The organism is Natronococcus sp. A-GB7 (assembly GCF_029688865.1).
Classification (GTDB): domain Archaea; phylum Halobacteriota; class Halobacteria; order Halobacteriales; family Natrialbaceae; genus Natronococcus.
Window position 1 is genome coordinate 115,354 of sequence record NZ_JARUKV010000002.1, and the last position, 24,051, is coordinate 139,404.

Annotated in this window: 20 protein-coding genes; 14 read left to right on the forward strand and 6 right to left on the reverse strand. The window is 65.0% G+C overall.

Annotated elements, in window-relative coordinates:
* Window positions 1-18: 18 nt before the first annotated feature.
* Entirely contained in the window at window positions 19-708 is a 690-nt protein-coding gene (locus tag QA609_RS02545; RefSeq protein ID WP_278301013.1) for a hypothetical protein, read from the reverse strand.
* A 32-nt stretch (window positions 709-740) separates the two neighbouring features.
* Complete coding sequence (locus tag QA609_RS02550; RefSeq protein ID WP_278301014.1) at window positions 741-1,490, reverse strand: DUF5058 family protein; 750 nt, start codon at window positions 1,488-1,490, stop codon at window positions 741-743.
* Between the two features lie 179 nt (window positions 1,491-1,669).
* On the opposite strand from QA609_RS02550, the gene QA609_RS02555 reads away from it, so the two are divergent.
* The 12 genes from QA609_RS02555 (at window position 1,670) to QA609_RS02610 (ending at window position 16,998) form a co-directional block, all read left to right on the forward strand.
* Window positions 1,670-2,434, forward strand: a complete 765-nt coding sequence (locus tag QA609_RS02555) for an IclR family transcriptional regulator (protein WP_278301015.1) — start codon at window positions 1,670-1,672, stop codon at window positions 2,432-2,434.
* A 545-nt stretch (window positions 2,435-2,979) separates the two neighbouring features.
* The gene (ilvA, locus tag QA609_RS02560; protein WP_278301016.1) at window positions 2,980-4,215 is read left to right on the forward strand and encodes a threonine ammonia-lyase; all 1,236 of its coding nucleotides are present in this window, start codon (window positions 2,980-2,982) and stop codon (window positions 4,213-4,215) included.
* A 61-nt stretch (window positions 4,216-4,276) separates the two neighbouring features.
* Window positions 4,277-5,380, forward strand: coding sequence for a glycine cleavage system aminomethyltransferase GcvT (gcvT, locus tag QA609_RS02565; protein WP_278301017.1), 1,104 nt, complete (start codon window positions 4,277-4,279; stop codon window positions 5,378-5,380).
* A 4-nt stretch (window positions 5,381-5,384) separates the two neighbouring features.
* A complete protein-coding gene (gcvH, locus tag QA609_RS02570; protein ID WP_278301018.1) occupies window positions 5,385-5,759 on the forward strand; it encodes a glycine cleavage system protein GcvH in 375 nt (124 codons plus the stop codon).
* A gap of 4 nt (window positions 5,760-5,763) precedes the next feature.
* Window positions 5,764-7,134 carry an aminomethyl-transferring glycine dehydrogenase subunit GcvPA gene (gene gcvPA, locus QA609_RS02575; RefSeq protein WP_278301019.1) on the forward strand — a complete coding sequence of 457 codons (1,371 nt, stop codon included), beginning with the start codon at window positions 5,764-5,766 and terminating at the stop codon, window positions 7,132-7,134.
* A complete protein-coding gene (gene gcvPB / locus QA609_RS02580) occupies window positions 7,134-8,567 on the forward strand; it encodes an aminomethyl-transferring glycine dehydrogenase subunit GcvPB (RefSeq protein ID WP_278301020.1) in 1,434 nt (477 codons plus the stop codon). Before gcvPA ends, gcvPB begins: the two co-directional genes overlap by 1 nt.
* A 227-nt stretch (window positions 8,568-8,794) precedes the next feature.
* Window positions 8,795-10,213: a dihydrolipoyl dehydrogenase gene (lpdA, locus tag QA609_RS02585; protein WP_278301021.1), complete on the forward strand. Its 1,419-nt coding sequence runs from the start codon at window positions 8,795-8,797 to the stop codon at window positions 10,211-10,213.
* Between the two features lie 664 nt (window positions 10,214-10,877).
* The gene (locus QA609_RS02590) at window positions 10,878-11,642 is read left to right on the forward strand and encodes an aldo/keto reductase (RefSeq protein WP_278301022.1); all 765 of its coding nucleotides are present in this window, start codon (window positions 10,878-10,880) and stop codon (window positions 11,640-11,642) included.
* A gap of 370 nt (window positions 11,643-12,012) precedes the next feature.
* Window positions 12,013-13,248 carry a diaminopimelate decarboxylase gene (gene lysA / locus QA609_RS02595; RefSeq protein WP_278301023.1) on the forward strand — a complete coding sequence of 412 codons (1,236 nt, stop codon included), beginning with the start codon at window positions 12,013-12,015 and terminating at the stop codon, window positions 13,246-13,248.
* Between the two features lie 90 nt (window positions 13,249-13,338).
* Window positions 13,339-13,746 (forward strand): SPW repeat protein, encoded by a 408-nt coding sequence (locus QA609_RS02600; RefSeq protein WP_278301024.1) that lies wholly within the window; start codon window positions 13,339-13,341, stop codon window positions 13,744-13,746.
* A 125-nt stretch (window positions 13,747-13,871) separates the two neighbouring features.
* Window positions 13,872-14,948, forward strand: a complete 1,077-nt coding sequence (locus tag QA609_RS02605) for a M20/M25/M40 family metallo-hydrolase (protein ID WP_278301025.1) — start codon at window positions 13,872-13,874, stop codon at window positions 14,946-14,948.
* A gap of 148 nt (window positions 14,949-15,096) precedes the next feature.
* Complete coding sequence (locus tag QA609_RS02610) at window positions 15,097-16,998, forward strand: PAS domain S-box protein (RefSeq protein WP_278301026.1); 1,902 nt, start codon at window positions 15,097-15,099, stop codon at window positions 16,996-16,998.
* Window positions 16,999-17,294: 296 nt separating this feature from the next.
* On the opposite strand, the gene purB is transcribed toward QA609_RS02610, so the two are convergent.
* Window positions 17,295-18,680, reverse strand: a complete 1,386-nt coding sequence (purB, locus tag QA609_RS02615) for an adenylosuccinate lyase (protein ID WP_278301027.1) — start codon at window positions 18,678-18,680, stop codon at window positions 17,295-17,297.
* A gap of 168 nt (window positions 18,681-18,848) precedes the next feature.
* On the opposite strand from purB, the gene purH reads away from it, so the two are divergent.
* Window positions 18,849-20,486 carry a bifunctional phosphoribosylaminoimidazolecarboxamide formyltransferase/IMP cyclohydrolase gene (gene purH / locus QA609_RS02620; protein ID WP_278301028.1) on the forward strand — a complete coding sequence of 546 codons (1,638 nt, stop codon included), beginning with the start codon at window positions 18,849-18,851 and terminating at the stop codon, window positions 20,484-20,486.
* Between the two features lie 383 nt (window positions 20,487-20,869).
* On the opposite strand, the gene QA609_RS02625 is transcribed toward purH, so the two are convergent.
* The 3 genes from QA609_RS02625 to carA all read right to left on the reverse strand — a co-directional run bounded on the left by QA609_RS02625 (window position 20,870) and on the right by carA (window position 23,523).
* Window positions 20,870-21,730 carry a universal stress protein gene (locus tag QA609_RS02625; protein ID WP_278301029.1) on the reverse strand — a complete coding sequence of 287 codons (861 nt, stop codon included), beginning with the start codon at window positions 21,728-21,730 and terminating at the stop codon, window positions 20,870-20,872.
* Window positions 21,731-21,821: 91 nt separating this feature from the next.
* Window positions 21,822-22,358 carry a hypothetical protein gene (locus QA609_RS02630; protein WP_278301030.1) on the reverse strand — a complete coding sequence of 179 codons (537 nt, stop codon included), beginning with the start codon at window positions 22,356-22,358 and terminating at the stop codon, window positions 21,822-21,824.
* 88 nt (window positions 22,359-22,446) lie between these two features.
* The gene (gene carA, locus QA609_RS02635; protein WP_278301031.1) at window positions 22,447-23,523 is read right to left on the reverse strand and encodes a glutamine-hydrolyzing carbamoyl-phosphate synthase small subunit; all 1,077 of its coding nucleotides are present in this window, start codon (window positions 23,521-23,523) and stop codon (window positions 22,447-22,449) included.
* Window positions 23,524-23,625: 102 nt separating this feature from the next.
* Here carA and QA609_RS02640 point away from each other — a divergent pair, with 102 nt between their 5' ends.
* Window positions 23,626-24,039 carry an Lrp/AsnC family transcriptional regulator gene (locus QA609_RS02640; RefSeq protein ID WP_278301032.1) on the forward strand — a complete coding sequence of 138 codons (414 nt, stop codon included), beginning with the start codon at window positions 23,626-23,628 and terminating at the stop codon, window positions 24,037-24,039.
* Window positions 24,040-24,051 lie beyond the last annotated feature (12 nt).

The window sequence follows — 24,051 nt, forward strand, 5'->3', positions numbered from 1 at the left end:
AAAACGGGTGGCGACGTATTACGAGTCCGTCTCGATCATACCGTTCTGCCACATGAGTTTTGCAACGTATATCGTACCGAACACCGAGACGAGGATCACGGCATAGAGCGGAAGACCCGGCAGGAAGGCGAGGAATCCGAACTCCATCAACAGCGTCATCGACAGCGCGATACAGAGCCCGACGGCGGCTACCTTCGGGTAGTCCCTGCCGAACTGGGCGAAGATCGCACCGAAGATCGCCGGAACGAGGTACGACTCGAGCGCGTTCCGGCCGAACTCGGGCATCGCCTCGAACACTGGAACGAGCGCAAAAACGCCGACGGTCAGTATCGTGATATTGACGAAAATCGATCCGGCGATCGCAATAGTAGAGATGATACTCCCCCGTGGCGTTCCCGCTTCGACGTCTGCACTCTCCTGTGCTGCAGCGGCACAGGGCAGACGAAGGTTCGAGATGTTCCCCGAGAGGAACGCCATGTACGTCCCCGGAATACCGAGTACGGGATAGTAGGAGATCGGCTCGATGAACCAAATGAGTCCAAAGGTGACCGCGACGGACAGGAATCCGCCGACTACCGCCCCTGTCGGGGGAACGATCTCGAAGACGGTGAGCAAGGCGAGTGCCGGCCCGAACGAAAGCGCCACCGCGAGCAGACTCGTCGCCCTACCCCATCTGTTGATGTATGGAATGAAGTTAGATTCGTACACGGTGTCGCCCGAACCGGAGGACGAAGACACGGCTACCACCCCCCTCCGGCTACCGTGTGAAGGGCCATTCCAACGACGAGCCCGACGGCCATTGCAGTACCCAGTGCCCACTCACGGATCCACTGGATTTCTTTCTCGTCAGCTACTTTCAGTAGCGAAAGCATGACCAACCCGCCGACCGCAGCGGATCCCATTTCGGGCGCCCCGGAGGTGAACTCTCCGGATACGAAGTACGCGAACGCTCCGAGCATCGCGCCCGAGGTGACGACAGGAAGGAGTTTGTTTCTCCCGCCGACGATCCGTTTTCTCGCCTTTTCCATGTGCGGCGTTCCGAGGGCCGCGACGAGTAGCCACCCGATGCCACCGAGCGTCATCGTCCACACTGCGGTTGCAAACGCTGTTTCAGTGATTCCGTCATCACCGAAGCCGTATCCCAACTGAGAGATACCGAGCTCCGCAGCCGGCAGCTCGAACGCGACTGACCCGATAACCGTGAGCCGCATCCAGGCGACCGGCCCCCCGATGGTGGCGATCAGTGCTAACATCGCTGCAAGTACTGCTATCGCAGGACCGATAGCCGAAATAATACCCGTCCTCAGCCCGGTCTCGAGCTGCTCGTCGGAGAGACCCATTTCCTTTCCGTTTTTCCACGCTCGACGAAGGAACAATCCCGCTTGCAACAACACCACGAAAACCACCGGTGCCGCCGAAATCCATAGCCAGGTGCTGTTTGCTACGTCCATATACGCTGGCGCAACAGCTGTATTGAGGGCCCATTCCATGACAGGCGTTACCTCATAGTGGTGCTTGATAAAGGTACTGGTACGGGGAGATTGGTATACGGAAAAACGGACCGGAGCGAGGGCGAACGCTCCGACGCGCCTTTCGATGAGCAGTATACAGCAAGCGTATACGCCCCCGGGAGAGCCGGTTTTAAGTAGATTATGAGATAACACGGAGTATGGAACCGAACGATGGCGGGGATCGAAGGAAAACCACGGCAACGTCGCTCCGGGTGGTTGATGCCGTCGACGAGTTGGACGGAGCGCGACTGACGGAGGTCGCCGAGGAAGTCGGTCTGTCGACGAGTACGGTGTACACACACCTCAAGACGCTAACCGAGTACGGATACGTTACAAAGATGAACGATCGGTACGAGCTCGGACTGAAGCTTTTCCATCTTGGGGAAGAGGCGCGACGGAGGGACGGTCGGTACGAACTCGCGAGAGAGAGCGCACTCGAGCTGGCCAACACGACGGGCGAGGAGGTGAGCTTCGCCGTCGAGGAGAACGGAAGAAGCACTATCCTCTTCGACGAGGTCAGTAACCCGTCGGTAGAGGGGTTTCAGGTCGGACACCAGTTCTACATGCACAACTCAGCCAGCGGGAAGGCGATGCTTGCCGAGTTTCCGGACGAGTACATCGACGACGTGATCGACAAGTGGGGATTGCCGGAGGAAACGCAGAACACGATCACGGATCGGAACCGGCTGTTCGAGGAGATCGAGACGGTTCGGTCTCAGGGGTACGCGGTGAACGATCAGGAGGCCCTGGAGGGGCTGCGTGCCGTAGCAATCGCCGTAGAGTGCCCAGACGGAACCGTTTTTGGATCGCTGGATATCTCCGGCCCTCCCTACCGGCTTCCCTCCGATGCGGAACTGGTCGAACTTCTTCGCCCGGTCGTTTCCGATCTCGAGCAGGAGTTGGCGTCCAACGAATCGAGCTGAGAGATGTCTACGGCACTCCTGCTCGAGAGGGAGTCTATTACACTCGTACATCTGTAATCACTGTGGTGCCCGCAATCGCCGGAAGGGAGGACCGAACGGCGTACGGATTACAAATGTACTGCCGTACACCACACCTGCTTCGGCGAGAAGAGGTGTTAATTCCTGGTATAGCTACAGGAAAGTTTCCCCACGCTGGAAAGTGAGATCGTCGGTATCGGCGAACCTGGTTCGAGACCGCTTCGATCGACACACGATCGTTGGTCTCGGGCCAGTCGCAGCTCTCGGCGCGTCGAGTCGATGACCCGGCTCCTGTGCAGTGCAATGGACCGGTTTATTCGTGGCCCGCCCTCCCGAGGCCGTTCAACTGCACGGCCAGAGCCGTCCACTCCACACGGCACACGATCGATTGTTGGCGCGGTTCGAAGTAGCCAGCATCGTTCCCCAGTGTGCGGAACGGACTGTGGCGCCTCCACTCGGAATCCCCTCCCGACCTAGCGCTACCGTTATTACGGGTTAGTAACGGATATCGTACGAGGACACCGCATATGACCCGCGACAAGCGAGCGACGAACGTATCAGTTTCCGAGATAGAGCGCGCACGCGGGCGCCTGGACGACTCGGTTGTTCAGCAAACGCCGATCGAAACGAGTCGATCACTCCGAGAGGAAACGGGAGCAGCGGTTCTGCTCAAAATGGAGCATCTCCAGCGAACCGGCTCGTTCAAAACGCGCGGAGCGTACAACAAGCTCGTCCAGGTAACGGAATCGGATCCCGAACTCTCTCGAGTCGTTGCCGCGAGCGCCGGCAATCACGCGCAGGGAGTCGCACTCGCCGCGACGAAAACCGGGCTGGATTCGACCATCGTTATGCCTCAGAACGCGCCGCAGGCGAAGATCGACGCGACAGCGGGGTACGGCGCCGACGTCGAACTACACGGGCACGACTTCCAGGCGGCGATGGAACACGCACGATCGTTAGTCGGAGAGGGATCGCTCTTCGTTCACGCGTACGACGATCCGGATATCGTCGCCGGACAGGGGACCCTCGGTTTGGAGCTTCTCGAACAGGTCCCCGACGTCGATACGGTGATCGTTCCGGTCGGTGGTGGCGGACTACTGAGTGGAATCGCGACCGTCATCGGCGAGCGGGCACCTGAAACACGGATCGTCGGTGTCCAGGCGACCGGTGCGGCAACGCTCCCCGACAGTCTTCAAAAGGGCAACCCACAGGAAAGAGAGTCGGTCCAGACCATTGCAGATGGAATCGCGACCGGCGGGATCTCCCAGCTCACGTACGACTGCATCGAACCCTACGTCGACGAGGTCGTCACCGTCTCGGATACGGAGATCGCCGAGAGCCTCCTGTTTACGCTCGAGCGCACGAAGCAGATGGTCGAGGGTGCGGGTGCAACGACGATCGCGGCTCTCCGCAGCAATCGGCTGGACGTCGACGGCGAGACCGTCGTTCCGGTGCTGTCCGGTGGGAACCTCAGTATGACCGATCTGCAGACGATCCTCACCCACGGGCTCACGGCCCGCGGTCAACTCGTCCGGTTCAGAGTTCACATCGTCGACGAGCCGGGGCGGCTCGAACGGATCTCGGAGATCGTCGCGGATCACGGCGCAAACGTCCGCAACGTTCGACACGAGCGATCGGTCGAAAACCTGGACGTCGGCGAGGCGTACCTCTACTTTCGAATCGAGACGAGCGGGACCGAGCAGACGGATCGGATCATGAACGCCGTTCGCGACGCGGATTTCTCAGTTACGCGCATCAATTAGTACCGGCCACGGCCGTCTCGAACAGGGGAATTTATATAATCGCTCGCTGATTGTATCAGACGTGACGTCGCGCAAGCCACCACTATACCAGATTCATCAACGTGCGGGGGCGGACTTCACCGACTTCGGCGGCTGGGAGATGCCGGTCACGTTCGATTCGATCAGTACCGAACACGATGCAGTACGGGAAACGGCCGGCTGCTTCGATATCAGCCACATGAGCGAAGTCGTCGTTCGCGGACCCGACGCGGCCGCGCTAACGAATCGGCTGACCACGAACGACGTGAACAAGCTGGATCCCGGTGACGCCCAGTACTCGTGCGTGCTGAACGACGAGGGCGTGATACTGGACGATATTGTCGTCTATCGCTACCCGGATCGGGACGGGTACCTCTTCGTCCCGAACGCGGGCCACGGAGCGCAGATGGCCGCCCGGTGGGAGGATCGGGCGTCAGCGCTCGATCTCGATGTAACCGTCGAAGACCAGAGTGAAGGAACGGGAATGATCGCAGTTCAGGGACCCGACGCCGTCGAGGCGGTCGAGTCCGCTACGGCGGACGCTGTCGGGGACCTCTCCCGATTCACGGCTCAGCGAACGGAAATCGACGACGTGAGCTGTCTGGTCGCCAGAACCGGATACACCGGCGAGGACGGATACGAAATCGTCCTTCCGGCGGCCGATTCCGAGACCGTCTGGGCTGCGTTCGACGGGATCCAACCCTGCGGTCTCGGTGCCCGAGATACGCTCCGGTTGGAGGCGGGACTCCTCCTCTCGGGCCAGGACTTCGATCTCGACACCGAGCCTCGAACGCCGCTCGAAGCCGGATTGGGGTTCGTCGTCGACTTCGAGAAACCGTCGTTCGTCGGCAAGGACGCGCTCCTCGAACTCCGGGAAAACGGCGTCGACGAACGGATCGTCGGGCTCCGAATCGAGGAGAGAGCGATCGCACGACAGGGATACTCGATAACGGACGGCGACGACGAGATCGGACACGTGACCAGCGGCACGATGAGCCCGACGTTCGAGGTGCCCCTCGCACTCGGATACGTCGATACGGAGTACGCGGCGGAGGGAACGCAACTCGGTATCGAAGTCCGCAACCGGGTCGTGGATGCGACGGTCGTCGACCAGCGCTTCCTGAACACACTCGAGGCTGATGCCTGATACTATGGAATTCGAAATACCATCCGAACTACGGTACGCTGAATCACACGAATGGGCGGACGATCGCTCGGAGACGGTGCGAGTCGGTATTAGCGACTTCGCACAGGACGAACTCGGCGACATCGTTTTCGTCGATCTCCCGTCCGAAGGCGAGGGGGTCGGTGAAGGTGAGGAGTTCGGCGTTCTCGAGAGCATCAAGGCGGTGTCCGATATCTACACGCCCGTCGCCGGAACGATCGTCGCCACCAACGAGGACGTCATCGACAACCCCGAACTCGTCAACGAGGATCCGTACGGCAGCGGGTGGCTGGTCGAGGTAGAGCCCGAGGGCGAACTCGATCATCTACTCGACGCCTCGGAGTACCAGGAGATGATCTAACCCGATGAGTCATCACACCCAACTGTCGCGGGCGACCCGGACTACCGGGGAGTCGACCGGCAGCCCGTTCGCACCACACTCCGAAGCCGACGTCGAGACGATGCTACAGGCGATCGATGCGGAGTCCGTAGAGGAGCTCTTCGATATACCGAGTTCGGTTCGGTTCGATGGCGAGTTCGGTATCGACGCCGCATCGGAGCAAGAAGTCGTACGGCAGGTAGCGGAGGTGCTCGGTCGGAACGACTCGGCCACCGAGTTTCTCGGACGAGGACGTTACGATCACTACGTCCCGTCGTTAGTCGACCACCTGGCCGACCGATCGGAGTTTCTTACGTCCTACACGCAGTACCAGCCCGAGATTACCCAGGGCTTTCTGCAGGCGCTGTTCGAGTACCAGTCGCTGCTCGTAGAGCTGACCGGTCTGGAGGTCGCGAACTGCTCGATGTACGACGCTGCAACCGCACTCGGGGAGGTGGCGACGCTCTCTCAGCGTGTCCGAAGCGTCACCGGCGACCGTGTACTCGTTCCCGACGTGCTTCGCGACGAACGACGAGCCGTCCTCGAGAACTACGTCAGTGGCGCCTCCCTCGCCGTCGAGGAGTATCCGACCACCGACGGTGTCGTCGAACCCGACGCGCTCGAGGACGTCCTCGACGGCGACGTCGCGCTGGTCTACGTGGAGAATCCGACGACGACGGGGCTCATACAGGAACACCTCGAGGAGATCGGAGAGCATCTGGCTGAGGCCGACGCGATGTTTTGCCTCGGCTCGGACCCGGTTGCCCTCTCCTTGCTTCGGACGCCCGCATCCATCGGCGCCGACGCAGTGATCGGCGACGCGAGCGTCCTCGGGCTGGGCACGGCGTACGGAACGAGCCTGGGGCTGTTCGCGTGCAAGGAGGAGTACCTCCGGCAGGTCCCCGGTCGGCTCGTCGGTGCTAGCCAGGACGAGAGCGGTCACCGGGCATACACGCTGACGCTCCAGACGCGAGAGCAACACATTCGCCGCGAGCGAGCCACCTCGAACATCTGTACGAATCAGGCGTGGGTTGCGCTCCGAACGGCGATTCACGCAGCCGTTCTCGGGCCGGACGGACTCGTCGATCTCGCGAAGAACTGCCACCGGCTGCCGGAAGCTCTGGCGAGAGAGCTAGACGAGATCGAGGGAATCGCTGCGCCCGTTCGGGACGGATACCACTTCCGCGAGTTCAGGGCATCCGTCGAACCCGACGTGGCGGATCTCGTTTCGGAGCTGTACGCGGAGGGATTCGCCGTCCACGCTACTGACGCCGATACGATCCAGATCTGCGTGACCGACGCGAACGAGAATCAAGCCGAGGAGCTCGTTGCAGCGATCGAGGAGGTGGTAGCGTAATGCAACGACACGAGCAAGCGGTCTGGGACGAGACCGGTTCGGAAGGGTACGAACCGCTCCTCTCAGAAAAGGATCGGACGACGGTCGACGTAGACTACGAGGAGTTGCCCGACGACCTCACCAGGGAGACGCTGGAGTTGCCGGCGCTCTCGGAGCCCGAGATCGCCCGCCACTACACGCGACTCTCGCAGATGAACTACGGGATCGACAGCGGTCCCTATCCGCTGGGGTCGTGTACGATGAAGTACAACCCCAAGTTCACCGAGGACGTCGCCGCTCGCACCGAGGCCGCGGTACACCCCGATCGGCCCGAGGAGTCGGTTCAGGGGACACTACAGCTCTATCACGAGCTACAGGAGTCCCTCGGACGTATCGGCGGAATGGATGCGGTGACGCTGCAGCCACCGGCCGGTGCTGCGGGTGAGTTTACGGGAATTCTGGTGGCCAAAGCGTATCACGAGCGGAACGGCGAAGGGGAACGACGGTCGGAGGTGATCGTCCCCTCGAGCGCCCACGGGACGAACTTCGCCAGCGCCGCGATGGCCGGGTACGACGTCGTCGAGCTCCCGGGTGACGACGACGGCCGCATCGACCTGGAGGCGCTACGATCCGCCGTCGGCGAGGAGACTGCGGCGCTGATGTTGACGAATCCGAACACGCTCGGCCTCTTCGAACGTGACATCGAAGAAATCGCGACCGTCGTTCACGATGCAGGTGGACTGTTGTACTACGACGGAGCGAACCTCAACGCGCTCCTCGGTCGTGCCCGACCCGGCGACATGGGCTTCGACATCATGCACTACAACGTTCACAAGACCTTCGCGACGCCACACGGCGGCGGCGGTCCGGGGGCCGGTCCGATCGGCGTCACGGAGGAACTGAGACCGTTCCTCCCCAGTCCGCAGGTCGAAGCCAGAGACGGGAGGTACGAACTGGTCGAACCGGAACACTCGATCGGGAAGGTCCACGGTGCGATGGGGAACTGGCTGGTGCTGATCAAGACCCACGCGTACATCCGCCGGTTGGGCGATTCGGGGTTGAGGGACACCAGCGCCAAAGCGGTCCTCAACGCGAACTATCTCGCTTCGCAGATCGACCTCGAGATCCCGTTCGGTCCGTTCCATCACGAGTTCGTCGCGAGTGCGGGAGAGCGAGACGCGGCGGACTTCGCAAAGCGGATGCTCGACTACGGCGTCCATCCGCCGACCACGAAGTGGCCCGAGATCGTCTCCGAGGCGCTGATGACGGAGCCGACCGAAGCGGAGAGCAAAACGACGCTTGACCAGTTAGCCGGCGCGTTCAACGCCGTCGCCAGCGAAGACGAAGAGACCGTCGCGGCTGCACCCGAAAAGACCAGCGCTCGCTACATCGATCAGACGAGCGCCGCCCGAAATCCACACCTCTCCTGGCACGCGCTGTCCGACGACGCGTAGGTGCAACTCCGTCTTTCTCGGCCGTGCCACACCTGACTTCTCGAGGGGGTCCAGACGAACCACGGTAGCAACTGATCTTCAGCACGCGCCTGATTTCGATAGCCGTACGATCGATGTGCAAATCGCTTCAGTCGTTCCTCCGGACCGGGTGCCGAACGCACGGCCGCTCGAGGGGCAAATTCTCCTCGATCGTAATCGTCAACTCCCTCGAGGGCAGTTACCACGATATGAGTGTCCGCGATACACCCACCAGTACAGACGTCGTCGTCATCGGTGCCGGTCCGGGCGGCTACACCGCCGCTATTCGCGCCGCACAACTCGATCTCGACGTCACGCTCGTCGAGAAGGACGCCTACGGCGGTACCTGCCTCAACCACGGCTGCATCCCATCGAAGGCACTTATTTCGGCGACGGACCTCGCCCACCGTGCCGATGAGGCAGAGAACATGGGGATCCACGCGGAGCTCTCCATCGAGATGTCGGAGTTGGTGGACTGGAAGGATCAGGTCGTCGAGCAGCTCACCTCCGGCGTAGAGAAGCTCTGTAAGGGGAACGGAGTTACCCTCGTCGAAGGAACGGCCGAGTTCACCGGTGAGAATACGGTTCGTATCAGCAACGGTGAAGAGGACGGCGCGGACGCGCTCGAGTTCGAACACGCTATCGTTGCGACGGGGAGCCGATCTGTCGAACTCCCCGGCTTCGAGTTCGACGGAGAGCAAATCCTTTCCTCTCGAGGTGCGCTGGCACTGGAATCGATACCGGAACGGCTGGTCGTCGTCGGTGCCGGCTACATCGGCATGGAGCTGGCGACGGTGTTCGCCAAGGCGGGAACGGACGTCACCGTCGTGGAAATGCTCGACGAGGCACTGCCCGGATTCGACGCCGACGTCACTCGCGTGGTCAAACGACGAGCGGCGGAGCTGGGGATCGACTTCCACTTCGGAAAGGCCGCGAACGACTGGGAGCGTACCGACGATGGAATTCTCGTCACGACTACGTCCGAGGACGGATCGGTCTCGGAGTTCGCCGCGGAGAAAGCCCTCGTCGCGGTCGGCCGCGAACCGGTTACGGGAACCGTTTCGCTGGAGGCTGCCGGTATCGAGACCGACGAAGACGGGTTCGTTCCGACCGACGAGTACGGTCGAACTGACCGAGAGCACATCTTCGCCGTCGGTGACGTCGCCGGCGAGCCGATGCTCGCACACAAGGGGATGTACGAGGGCGAAGCCGCTGCAGAGTACATCGCAGGCGGGTCGACGACGATCGATCCACGGGCCGTACCCGCCGTCGTATTCACCGATCCCGAAATCGCCACGGTCGGGATGTCCGAGAGCGAAGCCACGGAGGCGGGCTTCGATCCGATCGTCGGCGAAACGCATCTCCGCGGAAGCGGTCGTGCGCTCACGATGGACGAGACCAGCGGTTTCGTCAGGATCGTCGCTACAGAATCCGGCACCGTTCTGGGAGCGCAGGTCGTTGCACCCGAGGCCTCGGAGCTCGTTGCTGAACTGGGTCTCGCTCGCGAGGCCGAACTCTCTCTGGACGACATCGTCGAAGCGATCCACGCTCATCCGACGCTCTCGGAGACGGTTCGGGAAGCTGCCGCAAACGCGAAGGGACAAGCGATCCACACCCTCAATCGATAACACTGACCGCTCCGTTCACGCTACCGGTCGATCGACTACCACTCGTCTCTCGGGGAAACGCCGTTCCAGCGGCGATCGGTGACGCCGCGGCGACTTTCGTTCGAGTCTCATCGACCCTCACAGATCGGCCGCTCCCGGTATGCCGAGTAGTATCGGAAAAATTACCTTTTCTGAGTCGTATCGATCATCATATGTATGATATCGGGGCGGGCCAATAGACACCACGACGCTCTCTCGAGCACAGTGAAATACCCTGAAACCGAATATGAGCCGCCATATCGACGATTCCCGCTCGAGTAGCGAGAGATCCGAACGGCGGTGATCGGGAGAGTTCGAACGTGGCTCGAATCACGCCTCGATCCCGTATAACTCCCTTTGAGAGATCCAATCCAGACTTTTCGGAGAAAACGTTCACAAATTCCGTTTCGAGCGCTTCCTCTGGGCTTCGTCAGATCTACTCTGTACTTCTAGTATACTGCTAATCGAATATATATGCGAGATACGATCTCTGTCCGAAGGAGACGAGTCGCTCTTCGGTCTCGGACGTAGCCGAGTGATACCGAGCGGCGCAAACGAAGCGGGCGGGAGAACGGCGTTCGACCGAACGGTCGAGAAACGCATCCCGATACGAGGACTCTTCCGGTCGACTCGAGAACTCCTTCCTATGCAGCTACCACCGATCGGACTCGGCACGATGGGGATCGAGGATCCCGACACGATCGCGACGGCCCTCGAGTGTGGCTACGGACACCTCGATACGGCCCAGATCTACGGGAACGAGACCGTCGTCGGCGAGGGGCTGGCCCGGAGTTCGGTCCCCCGCGAGGACGTGGTCGTCGCGACGAAGGTGTGGGCCGACAGCCTCGCGCCCGACGACGTCCACCGGACCACCGAGGAGAGTCTCGAGCGACTCGGCCTCGAGGGCGTCGACCTGCTGTACGTCCACCGTCCGATCGAGGCCTACGAGCCCGAACGGACGCTGCCGGCGTTCGACGAACTGTACGACGAAGGAACGATCGGCGGCGTCGGCCTGAGCAACTTCTCGGTCGCCGAGCTCGAGACCGCCGCCGACGTCCTCGAGGCCCCGATCGCGGCCCACCAGGTCGAGTACCACCCGCTGTTCCAGCCTGAGGACCTGCTCGCACACGCTCGCGAAAACGGCTACCCGCTGGTCGCGTACTCGCCGCTGGCGAACGGCCGCGCGGGCGAGATCGACGCGGTCGTCGCGATCGCTGAACGACACGAGACCACCCCCGAGGCGGTCTGTCTCGCGTGGCTGGCCGCGAAGGACGGCGTCGTTCCGATCCCGAAAGCCAGCAGCCGCGAGCATCTCGAGGCGAACCTCGAGGCGCTGGAGCTCGAACTCGAGTCCGACGAACTCGAGCGGATCGACGCTGTCGAGCGGACCGAGGAGCTGTTTCCGGAGTAGGTATCCGAAGACCGGTCGACTGGTGCGGTGGCGCGCGCTGGGCGGCGACGAGCGAACAGCGAGTCGCAGTCCTCGAGCGGGCAGGAGCTCTCGCGGTAGTCCTCACGGGAGCAGGTCCTGCTCGCACGAACACGGGGAATTGCCACGCCCTCCCCACCCGGTTCACTCGGTCGCGTTGCTCCCTCGCTTATCGACCGGCCGACAGCGCGCGTCACCGCAGATCGAGTGGATGGCCCGGCATGATACGTCGTCGCCTATACGTAGCGGTGGGTCGCTAGCGCTCTCGAGCACCGGAGCCCGATCTTCCGACCGACGAGCCGAGGACGGCAAACCCAAACCCTTGTTTCGTCGCGGTCACTCGAGACGAACGATGACCGACCTCGCCGACTCGCCGGCCGTGCGCCGGCTCGCCGACTGGGACCACGAGCGACTCGAGGCCCTCGCCGACGAGTACGAGACGCCGCTGTACGTGATGGATCTCGACCGCGTCAAGGAGAACTACAGCCGCTTCGCCGCAGCGTTTCCCGACGCCGAGGTCATGTACGCCGCGAAGGCTCACACCGGGAAGGCGGTGCTCGAGGCGGTCCTCGAGGCCGGCGCCGACATCGAGTGTGCGGCCTGGGGCGAACTCCAGCGATCGATCGACGCCGGGGCGGACCCGAACACCCTCCAGTACACCGCCGTCAACCCGCCGGATCACGATCTGGACTACGCTACCGATCTAGCCGAGGAGGCGCCAGGGCTGACGATCACCATCGGCGCGACGGACACCCTCGACCGGCTGGCCGAACGCGGCTACGACGGCCGGGTCGCCATTCGGATCAACCCCGGGATTGGGACGGGCCACCACGAGAAGGTCGCCACGGGCGCCGACGCGAAGTTCGGGATTCCCTACGAGCAGGTCCCGGAGGTCGCCGACCGCGTCCGCGAGGAGTTCGAACTGGTCGGGCTCCACGCCCACGCCGGCAGCGGCGTCCTGACCGAGGGGCTCGAGGAGCACTGCGAAGCCATCGAACGGGTCGGCGAGATGGCGCGCCGGGTCGGCGATTCGGATCTCGAGTTCGTCGACGTCGGCGGCGGTTACGGCGTTCCCTACCGCGAGGACGAGGAGCCTCTGGACCTCGAGAAGACCTCGAACATGGTCCGCGACGCCGTGGGCGAACTGGAGGCGACGCTGAAACTCGAGCCCGGGCGCTACGTCGTCGCCGACGCGGGACTGATTCTCAGCGAGGTGAACACGATCAAGGAGGCCCCCGATTCGACGGTCGTCGGGATCGACGCCAGCCTGGCGACGCTCATTCGGCCCGCGATGTTCGGCTCCTACCATCCGATGTACAACGTCAGCGCGCCCGACCGCGATCCTCACCCGGTCACGGTCGGGGGCCCGGTCTGTACCAGCGCGGACGTCTTCGCCCACGACCGCCCGGTCGCCCGGCCCGAACGCGAGGACATCCTCGCGATCGGCAACGCGGGCTCGTACGGCTACGAACTCGCCAGCCAGTTCCACTCCCAGCCCCGCCCCGCCGAAGTCGCTCTCGAGGGCGGCGACGCCCGCGTCGTCCGGCGCCGCGAGACGCTCGAGGACGTGACGCGGGTCGAGCAGTAGCTCGACTCCAACCCCCACCGGAACCGAACTTTCAGGCCTGTACGACGGGTGTGTGGTGGTTTTAGACTGCTCGAGCCCGTCGACTATCGTATGAGTACTGTGAGCGAACGACAGTCGACACGAACGACGCGACTGCCGCCCGTTCCGCGCCTCGCCGGGCTGGCGGCGGTGCTCGGCACCTGGATCTTCTGGTCGGGCGTGTTCGTGACGGGCTTCGGCTGGATCGTCACGAACAACGTCCTCGTCGGCGCCGTCGCGGCCGCGTTCGCCGCCTACACCGCGGCGCGTCCGTCGGGCGGTCGGCTCCCCGGACCGGTCGCCCCGCTGATCGTTCTCGTCGCGGGAGCGTGGACCGTCGCGGCGCCGTTCGTCTTCGGCATCGAGACAGGGATCCTGTTCTGGAGCAACGTCGTCGCCGGCGCGCTCGTCGCCGTACTGGCGGCGGCCTGTCTCTACGGAGGCCGAAAGCTCGATGCGGACGCCTCGACGTCCGCATAGCGAGCCCTCTCGAGCGGAGGGTGCCGGATGCGAACCCCGCTGGAGCGGACGAAAGCGGGGGCTTATGACTCGTCGCCGGAAACTGACGGTATCGACGCGCCGTCGCCCGACGACGGCGGATACCCATGAGTTTCGATATCACCACCTTCCACGCCGAGGCCGTCCGGACCCCCTCCCACGAGGACGTCTCGGCGATGCGCGAACTGCTGCTCGAGACGCTGCGCGAGGCCGGCCACGAGCCCGAGGTCGACGCCCGCGGGAACGTGCTGGCGAGTCGCGGAAGCGACGACGGCCCCCACATCGTTCTGAACACCCACTTCGACACCGTCGCGCCCCACGTCCCCTACGACCGGGACGGCGACACGGTACGCGGTCGAGGGGCCTGCGACGCGAAGGGGCCTCTCGCCGCTCTGCTCGCGGCCTTTCTCCGGGCCGAACCGGCTACGGGACGGATCACGCTCGCCCTGACGCCCGACGAGGAGACGCTGATGACCGGCGCCGAACACCTCGGGGAGACGCTGTCGGCCGACGGGTATATCGTCGGCGAGCCGACCGAACTCGACGTCTGTGTCGCCGCCCGCGGTCAGTGTGAGGGGACGATCACCCTCGAGGGAGAAGCCGGCCACGCGGCGAGCGTTCCGGCAGCGGCGAATCCGGTGTTCGGACTCGCCGACGTCCTCGAAGCCCTGCGGAGCTACGACGAGGAGGCGGGTCCGGATTCGGACCCGGTGCTCGGGGAACCGAAGCTGACGCCCTCAGCGCTCTCGGGGGGCGAGGCGCCGAACCGCGTTCCCGGTAGCTGTCGGCTGACGTTCGATCGCCGGAACGTCCCGCCCGAGACGAGCGAGACGTTCCGCGAGGACCTGCAGGCGTCCCTCGAGGCGCGTGTCCCCGACGCCCTCTCGGTGTCGGTCGAGCTGATCCGGCCCGACACGCCGTTTCCGGACCCGTTCGTCACCGACGAGGAGGAGCCGCTGGTGGGCGCGCTCGAGGCCGCGAGCGGAGGCGAGGTCCGTCCGTTCGGCGCGGCGACCGAGGCCGCGTTCTTCGCGGCCGACGCGCCGACCGTCGTCTTCGGACCGGGCGCGCTGGCCGACGACGACGGTCCCGTCGCCCACGCCGAACGCGAGTACGTTCGGCTCCCGGACGTCGAGACCGCAGCCGACGCCGTCGCGGAATCCCTCGATTCGCTGCTCTCGTGATCGTCTCGCCCACGATCGGTCGGAGGGTGAACTGTGTGCGCGCACGATTTCGATAGCTTTAGGGAATTACCGATAACTTCGACTGGTGGCCGACCCGAATCCGAGCGATAACACTATTCGTGGCTGACGTGAAAGGATACACCAGCTAATGACTGCGGAGAAGGCAGAGAGGGGGATCGCCGGCGGATCCAACGAGGCGGTTCGCGAGGCGCTGTCGCTGCGCGAGCAGGCGATGGACGAGGCGCCAGTGGGGATCGTTGTCACAGATCCCGACCGGGCGGCCAACCCGATCACGTACGCAAACGAGGGGTTCGTTCGACTCACCGGCTACTCCAGGGAGGACGTCCTCGGCCGGAACTGTCGGTTCCTCCAGGGGGAACGAACCGATCCGGAACCGGTCGAGCGAATGCGAGCGGCGATCGACGCGGGCGAATCGGTCACCGTCGAACTGCTGAACTACCGGAGCGACGGCGATCCGTTCTGGAACCGCGTGACGATCGCGCCGCTGTTCGACGGCGAGACGGTGACGAACTTCGTCGGGATCCAACAGGACGTCACGGACCGCAGACGACGGGAGCGCGAACTCGAGCGCGAACGCGAGTTCGTCGAGCAGGGGCTCGACGTGCTCGACGACGTCTTCTACGTGATCGGAACCGACCGGCGGCTCCGTCGCTGGAACGAGCGCCTTCCGGAGGTGACCGGCTACACCGACGACGAGATCGCGGAGATGGACGTCCTCGAGTTCGTTCCGGCCGACGAGCGGAAGGCGATAACGCGCTCGATCGAGAACGTTCTGGACGGTGAGACCGAAACCGCTGAGTCGGAGCTGCTCACGGCCGACGGCGAACGAATCCCCCACGAGTTTACCGGCTCCCAACTGACCGATACCGACGGGGAACTGGTCGGCCTCGTCGGCGTCGGACGGGAGGTCTCCGAGCGGACGCGTCACCGGACCGTCCTCGAGTCGCTTCACGAGATCGCGACGACGATCCAGACCGCGGAGTCGGTCGACGCCGTCTGCGAACGAACCGTCGACGCGGCGGCCGACGTCCTCGAGTTCGACCTCTGTTCGCTGCTGCTGTGCGAGGGCGAGTGGCTCGTTCCGCGGGCGACTTCGGCCGACGCCCCGATGGGCGGGAGCCGACCGATGCGCCTCGATCAGGGGCTCGCCGGCAAGACGTTCCAGTCCGGCGACTCCTCCATCGTCGACGAAGTCACCCCCGACGGTGACGCCGACCCCGCGAAGGACTACTACCGATCGGGCTTCAGCGTCCCGGTCGGCGACTCCGGCGTGTTCCAGGCGGCGAGCACCGATACGGCGGCGTTCGACGCCCAGGACGTCGAGTTCGCGGAACTGCTCGTCAGCCACACCGCGAACGCGATCGAGCGGCTCGAACGCGAACGGGCACTAAAACAGCAGAACGATCGCCTCGAGGAGTTCGCCAGCATCGTCTCACACGACCTGCGGAACCCGCTGAACGTGGCCGCGGGCCGGCTCGAACTCGCTCGCGAGGCGTGCGACGACGACAACCTCGAGGACGTCGCGCGAGCCCACGCTCGGATGGAGGCGCTGATCGACGACCTCCTGGCGCTGGCCCGGGAGGGACGGTCCGTACTCGAGTCCGAACCCGTCGACGTCGCGGCGACCGTCGCCGACTGCTGGCGTCACGTCGAGACCGCCGAGGCGTCCCTCGAGGTCGAAACGGAGCGGTCGATCGAGGCGGACCCGAGTCGGTTCCAGCGGCTCCTCGAGAACCTCGTTCGCAACGCGGTCGAACACGCCGGGCCCGACGTGGCCGTTACGGTCGGGGATCTGGCGGACGGGATCTACGTCGAGGACGACGGGCCCGGGATCCCGGCGGAGAAACGTGAGACTGTCTTCGAGACGGGCTACTCGGAGCGTCGGGGCGGAACGGGGTTCGGACTCGGAATCGTCGAACGGATCTGCGACGCACACGGCTGGGACGTAGCCGTAACCGACGGCGCCGACGGCGGGGCGAGGTTCGAACTTACCGGGCTCGAGTTCGTCGACTGCGACCGCGAACGGTGACGCGCACCGCGTCTCACCACTGGGTCGAGATGTACAGCAGAATAATCATACAGACGATCCCGATGAGAAAGAGCACGGCGGTAGCGACCTCGGGAAAGAGTGCCTCGAACATGGGTGTCCGTAGCGGCCGTCAGTTCAAATCAGTACTGGTCGAACGGTCGTAACGCGAGCGAAACTCGAACCGATCGGCCGTCGTCGAATCGGAGCAAACTGCGAGGGAATCGACGACTCGAGACGGCGCTGATCGGCAACTCCGGCCGGACGCTCGAACATCCCGGTGAGGTGGTCAACCGAGATCAGTCGAGACCGTCGACCAGGTCGCTCGAGACGCCCGTGTACGCAGCAGGGGTCAGCTCGCGAAGCTCCCGGCGCACGTCGTCGTCGACCTCGAGGTCGTCGAACAGCTCGTGAAAGTCCTCGAGGGAGACCTCCCGTCCACGGGTGAGCTCCTTGACGCGCTCGTAGGCGCCCTCCTGGCCCTCCCGGCGGAGAATCGTCTGGACGGCCTCGCCGATGATCTCGGGGGTCGACTCGAGGTCGTCGCGCATGACGTGTTCGTTCGGGACGACCTTCTCGAGGCCCGCGGCCGTCTTGTCGTAGCCGATCAGGCAGTGGGCGAGCGCGGCGCCCATGTTGCGTTTGACCGTCGAGTCCGAGAGGTCCCGCTGGAGCCGCGAGGTCGTGACGTAGTCGGCGAGGAAGGCCAGATCGGAGTTGGCCTTCGAGAGGTTCCCCTCGCTGTTCTCGAAGTCGATCGGGTTGACCTTGTGTGGCATCGTCGACGACCCGGTCTCGCCCGCGACGGCCTCCTGGCCGAGGTAGCGATCGGAGACGTAGAGCCACATGTCCAGGTCCAGATCCAGCAGGACGTCGTTGGCACCCCGAAAGGCGTCGAACAGCGCCGCGAGATCGTCACAGGGGTTGACCTGGGTCGTCAGCGGGACGAACTCGAGCCCGAGGTCCTCGACGAACGCCTCGGCGAAGGTCGGCCAGTCGACGTCGGGGTAGGCGGCGACGTGGGCCGCGTACGTTCCCGACGCGCCGCCGAGCTTGCCCGAGAGGTCGTCGGCAGCCGCGCGGATCCGTCCCGTCGCTCGGCCCAGTCGGGCCGCGTAGACGGCCAGCTCCTTGCCGAACGTCGTCGGCGTCGCGGGCTGGCCGTGAGTGCGAGCCAGCATCGGCAGGTCGCGGTGCTCGCGGGCCATCTCGGCGAGTTCGTCCTGCAGGTCGTACAGCGCCGGCAGCAGGACCTCGTCGACGGCCTCGGCGAGGAGCAAGCGGTGGGCGAGGTTGTTCACGTCCTCGCTGGTCAGCCCGAAGTGGATCCAGGGACCGGCGTCGCTGCCCTCGGGCAGGCGGTGGCGGACGAAGTACTCGACGGCCTTGACGTCGTGGTTGGTTGCCTCGAACTCGCCGTAGCCGTCGGTCTCGAGGGTCTTGATCAGCCGGGCGTCCTCCTCGGCGAAGTGTTCGTACAGCCCGCGCAGGTGCTCGCGGTCCTCGAGGGAGAGCTCCAGGGGCGTCGCCTCCAGCTCCGCGAGCGCGACCAGGTATTCGACCTCGACGCGGACGCGAGCCCGCATCAGCGCGGCCTCGCTGGCGTACGGCGAGAGCCGTTCGGTCCGACCCGCGTAGCGGCCGTCGATCGGCGAGACGGCGTACAGGGCGTGGGTGTCGGTCATCGTTCCGATCCTTTCCAGCGCAGTGCAAAAGCGTATCGAAACGAGGAGCCACAACCGTGCATACTTCGAGAATACGAAGGCGAAATACTGCCGTAGCAATGCTTGATCGTGTATATCCCGGCGCTCGAGACCGCAACGGCTTTGCCGATCGCGGGCGCGGATTCGACCATGACCCGAATCGCCGGACTGGCCGGCAACCGAGGCCGCAACCTGTTGAACGTCGCCGACCGTCGACCGGGCGGAGCCGACCTCGCGGTCGTGCTGTCCTACGATCCCGAGGCGCCGGTTCTCGAGGCCGCAGCCGAACGCGGGATCGCCACCGAGGTCGTCCCCCTCGAGGACGGCGTCGATCGCCGCGAGCACGAACGGGCGGTCAACGAGGCGCTGTCCGGCTACGAGTTCGACCTGGTCTGTCTCGACGGCTACATGCGGATCCTCTCGGATACGTTCCTCGAGGCACAGCCGACCACGCTGAACGTTCACCCCTCCTTGCTGCCGGCGTTTCCCGGCGACGACGCCTGGAGCGACGCGCTCGAGGCGGACGTCTCGGTGACCGGCTGTACGGTCCACGTCGTCACCGACGCGACCGACGCGGACGGCGAGATCATCGAGGCGGCGATCGACGCCGGCCCGATCGTCACCCAGGAACCGGTGGCGGTCTACGAGGGCGACGACGAGGAGACGTTGAAAGAGCGCGTGCTCCACGAGGGCGAGTTCCGGGCGTACCCCCGGGCGGTGAAGTGGTTCGCCGAGGATGCGGTGGACGTGGATCTCGAGGCGGGCGAAGTCTCGATCGACGCGGACGTCTCGAGCCCGGAAGACGCGGACCACGGTGGACTCCCCGTGCGGCGTCTCGCCTCGAGCGACCGTCTCAGCACCCTTCGGTACGGCGAGAACCCCCACCAGGACGCCGCGGTGTACGCCGACTACACCTGCGACGAGGCCAGCGTGGTCCACGCCGACCAGTTGAACGAGGGCGCGAAGGCGCTGTCGTACAACAACTACAACGACGCCGACGGCGCCCTGAACCTCATCAAGGAGTTCGACGAGCCCGCTGCGGCAGTGATCAAACACACCAATCCCGCGGGCTGTGCGACCGCCGATTCGCTCGCGGCGGCTTACGAACAGGCCCTCTCGACGGATCCGATGAGCGCCTTCGGCGGCATCGTCGCGCTGAACCGCGAGTGTGACGCCGCGACCGCCGAGCTGGTGATCGACTCGTTCAAGGAGGTCGTCGTCGCGCCCGGCTACACCGACGACGCCCTCGAGATCCTCTGCGAGAAGGAGAACCTTCGAGTGCTCGAGGTGGGCGAGCTGGGGGAGCGAACGGATCGGTTCACCGAGAAACCGCTCGTCGGGGGACGCCTCGTCCAGGAGCGAGACCTGCAGTCGATTACCGTCGCGGACCTCGAGGTCGTCACCGAGCGCGAGCCGACCGACGAGGAACTCGAGTCGATGGTGTTCGCCTGGCAGACGCTGAAACACGTCAAGTCCAACGGGATCCTCCTCGCGCAGGGCACCGAGACCGTCGGCGTCGGAATGGGTCAGGTCTCCCGAGTCGACGCGGTTCGGCTGGCGGCGATGAAGGCCGACGAACACGCCGAGGGGAAAGACGCCGAGGGCGCCGTGATGGCTTCGGACGCCTTCTTCCCGTTCCCCGACGGGATCGAGGAGGCCGCGGAGGCGGGGATCGGGGCCGTGATCCAGCCCGGCGGCTCGGTCAACGACGACGACGTGATCGCCGCCGCGGACGAGCACGGGATCGCGATGGCGTTTACGGGCCAGCGGAGTTTTCGTCACGACTGAACGAGAGGGACCGGAGACGCACTGAGGCCGCCGCTCCGGGGTGAGCGCTACCGTGGGCGTCTCGCGGGCTCCCGATTCGCGCGGCTCGAGACGCTCGATATCGGTTGCAGGAGTACGGTTCGCCGTCCGGCTTCGATCCCGACGATCGCCTCGCGGACGATACGCGGATCGTCGGTTCGAGGATATCTCGGCGACGATAGCGGTCGCTCGCGAGTAGTAGAGAGACGGGGTAGGCCAGTCAGCGGTGACCGAGCGTGGAGACCACGCCGGCCGAAAGGTAGCCGGCTGGCCGTGCCGTCTACCCGCATCTCGTCGCTATCGCTACAAAACACCTCCGGTACGCGGACGCGACCAGCGTCGACACCGAGTTCCCTCGCCTGCAGTTACCGAAGCCGATCCCGTAGCCGACGCCACAGCGCCTCCGGAACGTCCCGTTTTCGCTTGGCCATGATGACGGCGCTCTCGGCTTCCCGACCGATCGCCTCGGGGACGTCCCCGACCAGCGCCCGCCGGAGGAATCCGCCCTCGGCCGCGCCGACGACGGTCACGCCGTGGTCGCTCGAGCGCTCGACGATCGTCTCGACGACCGCTCCCTCGAGGACGGTCTGCTCGACAGACTCGACGGCCCCCAGCGCGGGCGCCGTGCGGTTGAGCAGGTCCCGGGCCTCGGCGACGGTCTCCTCCTCGCGGTCGGGGACGACGGTGACGAGTTCGATCCGGGCGTCGTGGGCGCGGGCCAGCGCGCCCGCGGTCTCGGCGGCGAACTCGGTGTTGGGGCCGCCGGCGACGGGGACGAGCACCGACGAGATGGCGCGTCGGTCCCGGTCGATGCGCTTGACGAGGACGTCGCACGGTGCGTCGGCGAGGATGTCGTCGATGTAACTCCCGAGGACGACGTCGCGGCGACGGGGTCGGCCGCGCCAGCCCAGCAGGATCGCGTCGACGGACTCGTCGGTCGCGACGCCGCGGATCCCGTCGGCGACGCTTCGGCCGAACCGGACCCGGCCCGCCGCGGAGACGCCGTACCCCGTCGCTCGCTCGACCGCGTCGGCGACCAGCGCCTCCCGGTCGTCGACGTCGAACTGACGTCGGGCCTCGCCGAGGGGGACCTGCATCGGGACGGTAACGATCGAAAGTACGAGAAGCTCGAGGTCGCGATCGGTGGCGACGTCGATCGCCGTGTCGAGCAGTCGATCGGCGGTTTCGGGGTTCGCGACGGGAACGAGGAGACGATCGGCTGACATGCGTCGGATAGCTGTACTGTCTCCGTGCAGCGATAAGTAGGCTTTCCCGGCACGGCGAGGGGCGACTCGGGGCAGTCGAGGGCGACGGCCGTCACTCCCGATCCTGCGCGACGAACGCCTCGTAAAACGCCGCCGAGAGGTGGCGGTCCTCCCACGCCCGGCGCTCGGCGTCGTCGATCGACGCTCCCCAGATCGCGAGCAGAGTGACGAACGCGCCGATTCCGGGAACGACCGCGATCGCGAACGTCACCAGCGGCTCGAGGACGAACACGCCGACGAATCGCGAGAACACCGCTCCAGTATCGACGCCGAACAGCGTCCAGCGACCGACGAACGGCGCGAGCGCGACGATCGCGAGCGGGTAGACGACGGCGTTTAGCAGCGGTCCGCCGGAGCCGCGGACGAACGCGAGTCCGAAGTACGTCCAGACGAGGATCGAGCCGACCATCCCGCCGACGCGCTGTGGGGAGACGTTCGTCTCGCTGGCGAGCACCGAGAGGTTGCCGTAGCCGACGACGACCGCGCCGAAGTATCCGATCCAGAAGACGACGACGGCGACGACGACCGTCGCCGCGTGCTCGAGCGGGTGCTGGTCGGCGAAGCCGTCGAGTGCGGGTGGGCGGTCCATTACTCGAGCGAGGCGTCGCCTCGGGGTTCAGCGTTGCGGGTCCGGTTCGAAAACGGCGCGTCGAAACTGCCGGGCGACCGAGCGGGGCTCAGTCGTCGGCGGGGACGGCTCGCTGGCTTCGGTCGCCGGCCATTGCGAGGACGTCGTCGAAGAAGTCGAGGGTGTCCTGCGGACCGGGGTTGGCTTCGGGGTGGTACTGGCGGGTGAGAACGTCGTACTCGACGCCGTCGAGGCCTTCGGGGGTGTCGTCGTTGACGTTGATCTGGGAGACCTCGAGGGCGTCGCCGGGTTCGTCGACGGTGTAGCCGTGGTTCTGGGTCGTCATGACGACGCGACCGGAGTCCAGATCGAGCACGGGCTGGTTGACGCCGCGGTGGCCGAACGTCATCTTCTCGGTAGTGCCGCCCAGCGCGCGGGCGACGATCTGCTGGCCGAGACAGATGCCGGCGACGGGGGTGTCCTCGACGAACGCCTCGACGAGCGAGACCGCCTGCTCGTAGTTCGCCGGGTCGCCGGGACCGTTCGAGATGAACAGCACGTCGGGATCGACCGACTCGATGTCCTCGACGCTCGCGTCGTAGGGCAGGACGTGAACCTCGGCGTCGCGTTCGACCAGCGAGGAGACGATCGAGCCCTTCGCGCCGCAGTCGACCAGCGCGACGGTCTCGCCGTCGTTGCCGGCGCCGTGAACTTCGGCCTCGTCGACGCTGACCTGGGCGCCGATATCGGTGTGCTCGCTCATGCCCTTGCAGGCCTCGAGCTCGGCCAGGGCGTCCTCCTCGGTAACGTCCTCGCCGACGGCGATGCCACACTTCATCGCGCCCTCGTCGCGGATGTCGGTGACGACCTCGCGGGTGTCGAGGTGGTCCATCGCGGGAACGCCCTCGCTCTCGAGCCAGTCGGCGACGTCGTCGGTGAGCTCCCGGGAGAGCACGGCCCGCGGGTGGACGCGGTCGTCCTCGAAGCGTTCCTCGCGAACGCCGTAGTTCCCGATCAATGGGTACGAGAAGGTCAGGATCTGTTCCTCGTAGGACGGGTCAGTCAGACTCTCCTCGTAGCCGGTGTAGGCCGTCGTGAAAACCAGTTCGCCACGAGCTGTTCCCGGAGCGCGACCACGTCCCTCGATTACGTGGCCACCTTCCAGCGCAACGTAGGCAGCTGTCATTACGAACTACGTATTTGATCGGCGGTCATAAGTGTTGCCTTCGAAGCTGAGTTACGAAATTCGTAATCGGTAAGTGCGGGTCGGTCGTAGCTCCGCATCTCCATGGACGAGCTCGATCGACGGATCCTCGATACGCTTCGGCGAGACGCCCGCACGCCGTACACGGAGATCGCCGACGAGGTGGGGACGAGCGAGGGAACGGTTCGGAACCGAGTCGAACGCATGATGGACGACGGCGTGATCGAGCGCTTTACGATCTCGACGCATACGGGCAACGTCAAGGCGATGATCGAGGTCAGCGTCGCCGTCGACGTCGACACGAAGGCCGTCTCCGAACGGATGGCCGAGTGGGAGGAGGTCGACTTCGTCTGGATGGTCTCGGGCGAACAGGACATCGTCCTCGTCGTCGACGCGGCCGACACCCGCGGCGTCAACGATCTCATCACCCAGGCCCGCGACCAGGACGAGGTCGTGAGCACGCAGACACGGCTGATTTTAGACGAACAGCTCGGCTGAGAGCGAACCGGA